At 53.8% G+C, this 10,235-nt stretch carries 11 protein-coding genes; 8 read left to right on the top strand and 3 right to left on the bottom strand.

Annotated features, from left to right (window positions below):
- Nucleotides 1-385: MFS transporter (locus ACPGUT_RS14975; RefSeq protein WP_423992734.1), on the bottom strand; the 385-nt coding region annotated here is incomplete at its 3' end.
- A gap of 236 nt (nucleotides 386-621) precedes the next feature.
- Here ACPGUT_RS14975 and ACPGUT_RS14970 point away from each other — a divergent pair.
- On the top strand, nucleotides 622-1,317 hold the full coding sequence (locus ACPGUT_RS14970) for a cyclic nucleotide-binding domain-containing protein (protein WP_423992732.1): 696 nt from the start codon (nucleotides 622-624) through the stop codon (nucleotides 1,315-1,317).
- Here the strand turns inward: ACPGUT_RS14970 and ACPGUT_RS14965 are convergent.
- Nucleotides 1,305-2,165, bottom strand: coding sequence for a LysR family transcriptional regulator (locus ACPGUT_RS14965; RefSeq protein ID WP_423992730.1), 861 nt, complete (start codon nucleotides 2,163-2,165; stop codon nucleotides 1,305-1,307). The two genes, ACPGUT_RS14970 and ACPGUT_RS14965, sit on opposite strands and share 13 nt — an antisense overlap.
- 94 nt (nucleotides 2,166-2,259) lie before the next feature.
- Between ACPGUT_RS14965 and acdA the strand changes: the two genes are divergently transcribed.
- From acdA to ACPGUT_RS14950, 3 genes are read left to right on the top strand one after another with little or no spacing between them, the layout of a single operon-like run.
- On the top strand, nucleotides 2,260-3,495 hold the full coding sequence (gene acdA / locus ACPGUT_RS14960; RefSeq protein WP_423992728.1) for a 3-sulfinopropanoyl-CoA desulfinase: 1,236 nt from the start codon (nucleotides 2,260-2,262) through the stop codon (nucleotides 3,493-3,495).
- Nucleotides 3,492-5,108, top strand: coding sequence for a thiamine pyrophosphate-binding protein (locus tag ACPGUT_RS14955; RefSeq protein WP_423992726.1), 1,617 nt, complete (start codon nucleotides 3,492-3,494; stop codon nucleotides 5,106-5,108). The genes acdA and ACPGUT_RS14955 overlap by 4 nt, the downstream gene beginning before the upstream one ends.
- Before the next feature lie 2 nt (nucleotides 5,109-5,110).
- A complete protein-coding gene (locus ACPGUT_RS14950) occupies nucleotides 5,111-6,316 on the top strand; it encodes a CaiB/BaiF CoA transferase family protein (protein ID WP_423992724.1) in 1,206 nt (401 codons plus the stop codon).
- 441 nt (nucleotides 6,317-6,757) lie between these two features.
- Here the strand turns inward: ACPGUT_RS14950 and ACPGUT_RS14945 are convergent, their stop codons facing one another.
- On the bottom strand, nucleotides 6,758-7,075 hold the full coding sequence (locus tag ACPGUT_RS14945; protein ID WP_423992722.1) for a DUF6476 family protein: 318 nt from the start codon (nucleotides 7,073-7,075) through the stop codon (nucleotides 6,758-6,760).
- Here ACPGUT_RS14945 and ACPGUT_RS14940 point away from each other — a divergent pair.
- The 4 genes from ACPGUT_RS14940 (at nucleotide 7,074) to rpoH (ending at nucleotide 10,086) form a co-directional block, all read left to right on the top strand.
- Nucleotides 7,074-8,120: an RluA family pseudouridine synthase gene (locus ACPGUT_RS14940; RefSeq protein WP_423992720.1), complete on the top strand. Its 1,047-nt coding sequence runs from the start codon at nucleotides 7,074-7,076 to the stop codon at nucleotides 8,118-8,120. The two genes, ACPGUT_RS14945 and ACPGUT_RS14940, sit on opposite strands and share 2 nt — an antisense overlap.
- Before the next feature lie 193 nt (nucleotides 8,121-8,313).
- Nucleotides 8,314-8,490 (top strand): hypothetical protein, encoded by a 177-nt coding sequence (locus ACPGUT_RS14935; RefSeq protein ID WP_423992738.1) that lies wholly within the window; start codon nucleotides 8,314-8,316, stop codon nucleotides 8,488-8,490.
- Nucleotides 8,445-8,990, top strand: a complete 546-nt coding sequence (locus ACPGUT_RS14930) for an imm11 family protein (protein WP_423992736.1) — start codon at nucleotides 8,445-8,447, stop codon at nucleotides 8,988-8,990. The genes ACPGUT_RS14935 and ACPGUT_RS14930 overlap by 46 nt, the downstream gene beginning before the upstream one ends.
- 199 nt (nucleotides 8,991-9,189) lie before the next feature.
- Nucleotides 9,190-10,086, top strand: a complete 897-nt coding sequence (gene rpoH, locus ACPGUT_RS14925) for an RNA polymerase sigma factor RpoH (RefSeq protein WP_423992718.1) — start codon at nucleotides 9,190-9,192, stop codon at nucleotides 10,084-10,086.
- The last annotated feature ends 149 nt before the right edge of the window (nucleotides 10,087-10,235 follow it).

The raw sequence follows: 10,235 nt of genomic DNA, 5'->3' as shown, positions 1-10,235 counted from the left end.
CGAATGACGCGCCAATCACACCGATCAAAAGGCGGAAAATCAGAAAGCTTTCAAAGCTGTTCGCAAGACCGATACCAGCAACAGGCAAAGACCCAACAAGCAGCAGGGATGTATATGCGATGCGTGGCCCGACCCGGTCACAGAACCAGCCGATAAAGAAGCGGGCAAAGACGGTCACGGCAACAGATGCGATGATTGTCCAGCCGACCTGAGATTTGGTCAGGCCCAGTTCTTCGCGCACGATGATCATCATTGGCGCGATGCCAAACCAAGCAAAGAAACATGCGAAAAACGCAAACCACGTCATGTGGAAAGTGCGGATTTGAACCATTCTGACGTTAAAGAAATTTCGCCAGAGACTTGTGGCTTTGTTTTGTAGCTCCATCTGTCCCTCCAGATATTCTGCCCGTTCGGCGGGCTCCGATCTGGGTTTGCGCCCTATAGCATGTCAAAAACTTGATGCAGATCAAAAGTGGTTTTTTGCCAGTTGAAATAAATGGATAGGCGAATTTCTTTGTGTGAGGTGTGACGTTTCATCAAGGCTTGAATTGCAGAATGAAAAATGCGGCTTGATTTTTGTCAATTGATTGATAAAACCCGCATAACGGGAGAGAGCCAGCCATGCGCGAGTCAGACATACCCGAGATCCTGAAACTGGATCTCTTCAGAAATATGGAATCTGCAAATTTTGACCGGCTGATGCGCGGGGCTTATGTGCAGATGTTCCCGCCGCAGGTTGATCTGACCCAGGAAGGGGATCGCGCCGATTTTTTGCATGTGCTGATGTCGGGCAGTGTGGAACTTTACGCGTCCTGGAATGGCAACGACAGCACCATGGCGATTGTGCGCCCGGTCTCGACGTTTATCCTTGCGGCCACTGTGCGCGATGCGCCCTATCTCATGAGTTCCCGAACCATGGAAAAATCGCGTATTATCATGCTGCCATCGGGGGATGTGCGTGATGTGTTCGATAAAGACGCCGGATTTGCCCGTGCCGTGGTAACGGAACTTGCACAATGTTACCGGTCGGTTGTGAAAAGCAGCAAGAACCTGAAACTGCGGTCCTCTATTGAACGGTTGGCGAATTATATGCTGCGCAAAAGCGCGGAATATGGTGCAGATGAATTCCGCTTGCCGTTGGAAAAACGTGCGCTTGCATCTTATCTGGGCATGACCCCGGAAAACCTGTCACGCGCGATCAAAGCGTTGGGACCCTACGGGGTTGAAGTAAAAGGGTATGATGTACGTCTGACCCAAAAGGACGACTTGACAGGGCTTGCCAAACCCACCCTAGGTATCGACGATCAGCGGTTCTGAAGCATCGTTAAGATCCGGTTGCGGGTTGTATCGGCCAGCATACCGTCGCGCGCGACAAAGACCAGATCCCGCGTTAAGGGCGTGCCGGGCAGGGTGCGGATCTGAAAGGGTTTATCTGGCCAGCGTTCCAGATCCGGACGCGGCAAAATAGTATAGCCAATCCCATGGGACAGGCATTCGATAATCGGTTCAACCATATCAAAGGTGATGCGATCTTTTGGCTGGTGTTTGTTTTCCCGAAGCCAGGTTCCGATGTGCCGCCCGATACCACCTGCAGGTAGGAATTGCAGGAAAGGTAATGTGCCGGATAATGCGGAAAGGTCTTTGTTTTCAAATCCATCAGGCAGGGCCAAGGCCATGTCTTCGGTGGTGATCCGCGTGCAATGCAATCCGTCGGGCAGGTCATCATCTGTGACCACTGCGCAATCCAACGTGCCAGACTGGACCGCGCTGCACAGGGTTGCGGACAGCCCGGTTGAGGCTTCGAATGTGGCCTCTGATGCATTCAAGCGGGCTTGTTTCAGAAAACCTGGCAGCAAGCGCACACTGGTGGTTGGCACAAATCCGATGCGGAAACGGCCGCGCAACACATCGCTGTCCTGTCCCATGGCTTTGATCCGTGCGCGTGCGTCCAAAATGATCCGAACATCTGGCAAAAGTGCCCGGGCTTCGGGTGTCATGCGGGGCGGGCGTGCGGAGCGGTCAAACAGCTTTTGGCCCAGGCTTGCTTCCAGCGCTTTCATCTGCATTGAAACCGCAGGCAATGTCATGTTCAGCATTTCGGCAGTGGCCGAAAAAGATCCGGTTTCTGAGATGCTAAGCAGGGTGCGCAGGCTTTGGATATTCATGCTTCAGTATTCCTTAATTAATAATTCATTTATATTCGATTGATGTTAAGTTTCAAGCGGCTTAGCGACGGGTAACCCAAATAAGGATGCCCTGATGTCTGATCTTTCTGCCTCTCCGATGAACCCCGTTGAAACCACGTTGTTAAAAGCGGCCCGTGCCCTTGGTCCGACCCTTGCTGCACGTGCGTCGCAGTGGGACGAAACCCGTGAGTATTGCCATGACAACATCCCAGATCTTGTCGCGGCCAACCTCATGGGGATGTCGATCCCACGTCAATATGGCGGGCAGGGCGCAAGTTTTTTGCAGGTTGTGGATGTGGTTGAAGAGGTGGCGCGACACTGCACTTTGACCGCACGCATCATTGTTGAAGCCAATATGGGCGGTATCAGTGCCGTGATGGCGTATGGGACTGAGGAACAAAAGAAATTCTGTGCGAAATATGTGCTGGCGGGGGATAAACCTGCGATCTGTATCACAGAGCCCGGTGCGGGGTCCGCCGCCACCGAAATGTCCAGCACTGCGCAAAAGGTTGCGGGCGGGTATCGGTTGAACGGATGCAAACACTGGATCACCGGCGGGGGTGTTTCAAAGCTGCATCTAATTTTTGCGCGGGTGCAGGACGAAAGCGGCGTAGATCTTGGGATTGGGGGCTTTTTGGTGCTGCACGATCCAGATAATGGCGATGCCTGCGCAGGGTTTTCTGTTGCGCGCCGCGAACGCACCATGGGGTTGTGCGGTATGCCCGAAGCAGAATTGCATTTCAACGATGTGTTCATTGCGGATGATATGGTCGTCAGCCCACCTTCTGGGTTTAAACGCGGCTTTGCCGATTTGATGACCGCATATAACAGCCAACGCGTGGGGGCGGGTACGATTGCCATGGGAATTGCTGCGGGTGCGCTGGGTCATGCCACGCGTTATCTGAAGGAACGGGAACAATTCGGGCGTCCTTTGGCGGAATTCCAAGGTTTACAGTGGATGCTTGCTGAGATGGATGCAAAGACCCATGCCGCACGCCTGATGTTGCGTGAGGCGGCGCAGACGCTGTGTGGGAAAGGGTTTCCCGACATGCATCTGGCGGCGCGGGCGAAAATGTTTGCCTCTGAAAACGCCATTCAGGTTGTGAATGATGCGTTGCAAATGTTTGGCGCGCGCGGATATGGCAACCAGGAACCGCTTGAACGTATGTATCGCGACGTGCGTATGTTCACAATTGGGGGAGGAACCGCGCAAATTCTCAAAACACAGGTTGCAGGTGGATTGCTGGGCATTAAGGTGCCGCAAACCCGTGAGGGTTACGCAAATATCGCCGAAGGATCCAACAAATGACTGAAGTAACACGCGCCGCAGATCTGGTCGCCCGCCGCCTATATGAGGCCGGCTGTCGCCACGCCTTTGGCATGCCCGGTGGCGAGGTTCTGACCATGGTCGATGCGCTGGAACGTGCTGGTATTAAATTCATCCTGTGCAAGCATGAAAATGCCGGAGGTTTCATGGCCGAGGGCGTGCATCATGTGGATGGCGCACCTGCGATTTTGGTCGCGACTTTGGGGCCTGGCGTGTTGAACGGTGTCAATGTCATTGCCAACGCGCATCAAGACCGCGTGCCAATGATCGTGCTGTCTGGTTGTGTCGATGATGACGAAGCTTTGACCTATACGCACCAAGTCTTGGATCATCAGGCGGTGCTGGGCGAAATCACTAAGGCAACCTTTAAATTGACCGCAGAAGGCGCTGATATCATTGCGGATAAAGCGGTTTCCATAGCGATGTCACCGCGCCCGGGCCCTGTGCATATTGATGTGCCGATTTCAGTTGCGGATATGCAGGTTACCCCCAAACGCCTGCGGCGCCTTGCGCCTGCAAGCCCGGTTGTGCCCGCGGGACCTGACCTCGCGCAGGCGCGTGGATGGCTGGCGAATGCCAAACGTCCGGTGATAATTGCCGGATTAGACGTGCTAAGCGAAGGATCACATGCGGAACTGCAAAGCTTTGCAGAGACCTTCAACATCCCGGTCATCACCAGCTATAAAGCCAAAGGTGTACTGCGTGAGGATCACCCGCTTTGCCTTGGTGGTGCGGGCCTGTCTCCGCGTGCGGATACGGTTCTTGTGCCCTTCGTGAAGGACGCGGATATGATCATCTGTGCGGGCTATGACCCTATTGAAATGCGTCCGGGTTGGCGCGAGATTTGGGATCCTGAGCAGGTCAACGTTATCGACATTGCCCCCGTGATGAACGACCACTACATGCACCAAGCGACTGTGAATTTCATCGCCCATACTGGCGAAAGTCTGAAGGCGCTGGGGCTGGGTGTTGAACCGGTTGAAACCTGGTCCGGTAATGAGATTGCGACGGCGAAAGCGGCGCTTTCCGACCTGTTTGATACGCGTGAGGACTGGGGGCCTGCAGCGGTGATCGCGGAATGTCGTGACACTATGCCAGAAGGCACCATCGCCACGGCTGACAGTGGCGCGCATCGGATTTTATTGTCGCAAATCTGGCAATGTGACGGGCCACGCGGCCTTTTGCAAAGCTCGGCTTTATGTACCATGGGCTGTGCCCTGCCTTTGGCAATGGGCGCAAAAATGGCGGCGCCAGATCAGCAGGTCATCAGCTTTTCCGGTGATGCGGGCACCTTGATGTGCGCGGGGGAACTGGCGACGGCGGCGGAACTTGGTGGCAACCCGATTTTCGTGGTGTTCGTCGATGCAGAATTGGCTTTGATTGAGCTCAAGCAACGTGGCCGCCAAATGGCGAAACACGGTGTGGCCTTTGGGCGACATGATTTCGCCAGCCTCGGGCGTTCCCTTGGTGGGCAGGGCTACCGTGTGACAAATCGTATTGAGTTGCGCGCAGCCCTTGAGGCCGCGAAATCTGCTGATACCTTCACGGTGATTGCCGCGGAAATTGAAGCGCGCGCTTACGATGGGAAAATCTGATCATGTCTGAAAATCAAGTGAATGGCCCACTGCATGGTCTGAAAGTTCTCGATCTTTCGCGCATTTTGGCGGGCCCTACCTGTACCCAGCTGTTGGGCGATATGGGCGCGGATGTGATCAAGATTGAGAACCCCGCAACCGGCGGCGATGATACGCGTTCCTGGGGGCCGCCCTATGTGGAAATGACCGATGGGTCGGATAGTGACATCAGCGCCTATTTTATCTGCGCCAACCGCAACAAACGATCTGTCGCCGTCGATATCGCCACGCCTGAGGGGCAGAAGATCATTCGTGATTTGGCCGCCATGGCGGATGTGTTGATTGAGAATTTCAAGCCGGGGTCGCTTGCCAAATACGGGCTGGACTATGCGTCTTTTAAGGATGACCTTCCGGGCTTAGTCTACTGTTCGATCTCGGGCTATGGCCAGACGGGTCCGAACGCCAGCAAACCGGGCTATGATCTGATGGCGCAGGGTTATGGTGGGATCATGTCTTTGACCGGGGAACCTGAAGGCGATCCCATGAAGGTTGGCGTTGGCATCGCCGATGTCATGTGTGGCATGTATGCGACCACGGGGATTTTGGCGGCCCTGCGTCACCGGGATGCGACCGGGGAAGGGCAACAGATTGATATTGCGCTTGTGGACAGTCAGATCGCTTGGTTGATCAATGAGGGCGTGAATTACCGGGTATCGGGCGAGTTGCCAAAGCGCCGCGGCAATGGTCACCCCAATATCGTGCCTTATAAAACCTGTGCGGCAAGTGACGGGCATGTGATCTTGGCTGTTGGAAATGACACACAGTTTCAGCGTTTTATGACCTGGCTTGGGCTTGAAGGGCAGGCGGATGATCCGCGTTTTGCGACCAATCCTGCACGGTTGGAAAACCGGGACGCACTTTATGCGTTGATTGATCCTGAGATGGCGAAACGCCCGATGGCGGACATCATTTCTGGGCTTGAGGCAATCAAAGTGCCAGTTGGTCCGGTGAACACGCTGGATCAGGTGATGGAAAGCGACCAGGTGGCTGCGCGCAACATGGCACCGGGTTTGGCGTCAGAGGATGCTGCCGATGGTGTGATCCCGGTGCTGGGCAACCCTTTGAACTTCTCTGCAACCCCGGTCACCTACCGCCGCGCCCCCCCGCGTTTTGGGGCAGATACGGATGATGTTTTGGCAGAACTTGCCGAGGATCAGGGCAAAGATTGAACATGAGATTGCGCAATCTTCTGTTATGCGCTTAGTTTGCGGGGACATATGTCTTTAATAGGTTTTTGAGGTTAATTTTTATTTATCAAATATTTGGAGCGGTATGTCGTTTGAAATGAAAGCGCGGGTTGTTGCAACCGGCGCGATTGTTTTGCTCTTCGTAGCGTTCTCTTTCACATCATCCGATTTTCTGGATCGAAATGGAGGCTATGTCTTATGGCCGGGTATCGCAATTTTCTTTTATTGGATTATTCGTCACGCCTTAGGTGAGTTTTTTGCATGATTGGCATGATAAAAAGCACCGGGTCATTATTTGACTATTTGATGAGTTACGGTGTGGACAACAGCCGGGTCTTTCGCTGGGTGGTGATCATAGTTGGCACGGCTTTATTCATCTATGCTGGCATTCAATTCGCGAATGACGTGAGCATCTGAATCCTGCTAATCCACTTTTATTTCGTGGCGCAGGGTTCCGCCATCCAGATCATAGATCACAATGCTTTCGCCATCCTCGGATGTTGTCACCACCGCAAACCAGTCGCTGCCGCGGGTATAGGCCGTGGCGGTGGCGTCGTCGGGCAGGGTGATCTGGTCGGGCAGGGCGATTGACGCAGGGGATTGCGTTAGCCGCGTGACAAGCAGGAAAATGATCACTACAACGCCCAGGATCATTACCCCGGTCAAGATCGTGACCAGGATTTTCAGAAACTTCAGGCTGGCGGGCAATTCCGTTTGGTCTTCAGGTAGGGCGTCAGACATGCAGGATCTTTCTCAGGATATCATTGAGGTCGTGATCGCGGAGAACCCTCCGCCGCGTCTTGATAAAGCGCTTGCGCGCGATGTGCCAGAGGAAGCTTCGCTGTCGCGCTCGCGTCTTGCGAAATTGATTGCTGATGGGTCTGTATCACGTGGCGGTCTTGTTGTGACGGATCAAAAGGCGAAAGTGGCTGCTGGGGATGTGATCACCATTGCTGTGCCTCAGGCCGTGGACACGCATATTCTGCCCGAAGATATCCCGCTGGATATCCTGTTTGAAGACGACCACCTGATTGTGATCAACAAACCCGTCGGCATGGTGGTGCATCCCGCGCCGGGCACGCCCTCGGGGACGCTTGTGAATGCGTTATTGCATCATTTTGGCGGTGAATTGTCTGGCGTCGGTGGTAAGGCGCGGCCGGGCATTGTGCACCGGATTGATAAAGATACGTCCGGTCTGTTGGTGGTTGCGAAAACCGATAAAGCCCATCAGGGGCTGGCAAAACAGTTCGAAAAACACACGGTTGAACGGCATTACCACGCGATGGTTTATGGTGTGCCGGATGCGTTTGATCCGCGTCTGCGCGGCGTGAAGGGCGTGAATTTCGAGACCAGCAACATCATGAAAATCACCACAATGCTGGCGCGTCACAAGCATGACCGTCAGAAACAACAGGTGATTTTCACCGGTGGCCGTCATGCGGTGACGCGGGTGCGTATTCTGGAAAGTTACGGCAACCCTGCGGTTGCGGCCAAGGTGGAATGCTGGCTTGAAACTGGCCGCACCCACCAGATCCGTGTGCATATGACCCACGCCGGTCACGGGCTGATTGGCGACCAGACCTATGGTGGGAAACGCAAACTGGCGGATAAAGCCGTTGGCCCAGTGGCCGCCGCCGCCGCCCGCGCGTTCCCACGTCAGGCGTTGCATGCCGCCAGCCTTGGGTTCGTGCACCCGGACACAGGCGAAACCCTGCGTTTTGAAGCGCCTGATCCCGTGGATATGCAGGGGTTGGCGGATAAATTGCGGACCGGTGTCACAAGCTAACTCTCTTTTTGCATTATAGCTCGAAACTGAAGCCACGACCAAGTTGATTGTTGGTGCAAAGGTCTCGTTGATAACGAAACACTGACAAAAATGGGCGCATCTGAGGTGGAACCGGCTTCGGTGCAATCAAAAGCACCGGTAAATTAAGCGCACTTGGTCGTGGACTGACTGGCAATGGAAGGGGAGAGAGCAGATGACTTATGGTGTGATTGGGCCGAAAGGATTTGGGGATTATTTCCCGCCCGGCAAGTATGTTGGTTTGCAAGATACAATAGAAAACTATTACAATACGCAAATGACAGCGTCAGAAAAAAAACTCACGGGATGGAGCAACGAGTTGATTTTTATCATTTTTCTCAAAAATACGTGAAAGACCTCGGGCCTTTAGAAGACTATGCGCAACCGAAAGAGTTGAAAACGCTTAAAGTACATAAGGAATTAGCATCTCTGATTATGATGAAGAACCAACTCATAGCGGTGGACGAAACCCTCAGAGATATCATCGAAGACCTGGAACCGGGGGTGCATCAGTTCTGGCCGATGAAAATCACCATGCCAAAGGATCAGACCTATCCGGTGCCGTATTATGGGATGGTGATTCACACGCACCTGGCCAGCTTCCGCTTGGAAGGCAGCGATCCGGCAAGCGCGCGGCCAGATGCCTACGCGGGCGAAGGTGTGGATGTTATCTCAACATCCCGTTCTGCATTGGCTGGTCTTGCAATGTCCCGCGAGGCGGCGGACGGCAAGCATATCTGGCGGGAAAAACACATCCTGCGTCCTTGGTTGTTTATGTCCGACGAACTTGTGGCGCGGATCAAAGATGCAGGGCTGAAAATGCCGAAACATTACCCGATGAAGGCTGTTTAGTGTTTGGAGTGAAAAACTATGACACAAGGCTGCGTGAGCCTTGAAACATTTCCTCACTTAACCGTGCATTAAGGCACATTTGTTAGGGCGGGGCCTTGAAAACGTGCTAAGATGAACTATCTGATAGTATGTTAATCGCGTAAACATAAGTTTGCGCAGCGGGACAGGTAAGCCCGCAGCGAACAGGACGAGGGCCGATATGAGCAACTATGCAAATCTTCCAGCACCCAGCCCGGAACAGGGGCTGAACCGCTATATGCAGGAAATCCGTAAATTCCCGCTGCTTGAGCCGGAAGAGGAATATATGTTGGCCAAGCGTTGGGTTGAGGATGAAGATTCTGAGGCCGCGCATAAAATGGTGACCTCGCATCTGCGTTTGGCTGCGAAAATCGCTATGGGCTATCGTGGCTATGGTCTGCCCCAGGCCGAGGTAATTTCTGAGGCCAACGTGGGTCTGATGCAGGCGGTGAAACGGTTTGATCCTGAAAAAGGCTTCCGTCTGGCGACCTATGCCATGTGGTGGATCCGTGCGAGCATTCAGGAATATGTGTTGCGGTCTTGGTCTTTGGTGAAGCTGGGCACGACATCCGCGCAGAAAAAACTGTTCTTTAACCTGCGCAAAGCTAAAAATCGCATTGGTGCCTTGGAAGAAGGTGATCTGCGCCCGGAAAACGTGGCCCGCATTGCCAATGATCTGGGTGTGACCGAAGATGAAGTGATCTCCATGAACCGTCGGATGTCTGGTGGGGATGCGTCGCTGAACGCCACAGTCGGGTCTGAAGGTGAAGGCACGATGCAATGGCAGGATTGGCTTGAGGATGACGATGCGGACCAAGCTGGTGATTACGAAGCCAAGGACGAACTGGACACCCGCCGCGCGCTGTTGGCGGAAGCTATGGATGCGCTGAATGACCGGGAAAAAGACATCCTGATGAAACGCCGTTTGGAAGATCAACCCAAGACGCTGGAAGATCTGTCCGGTGAGTACGATGTCAGCCGCGAACGCATTCGCCAGATCGAGGTGCGGGCATTTGAAAAACTACAGAAACGTATGCGTGAACTGGCCCGCCAGAAGGGGCTGCTTGAACGCGCATAATATTGAGATATTATCTGAATGATAGGGCGGCCAGAGATGGCCGCCTTTTTCTTTGGCTGAAATGATTTGAGGTTGACAGATTTCTGATCGCAGGCATTTTTCACCGGAAAACCGGAAAACCGGAAAACCGGAAAACCGGAAAACCGGAA

Origin of the sequence: Halocynthiibacter sp., from assembly GCF_049608145.1 — a bacterium.
Taxonomy (GTDB): Bacteria; Pseudomonadota; Alphaproteobacteria; order Rhodobacterales; family Rhodobacteraceae; genus Halocynthiibacter.
Note: the sequence above shows the minus strand (reverse complement) of the source record. Positions and strands in the feature narration are given on the sequence as shown.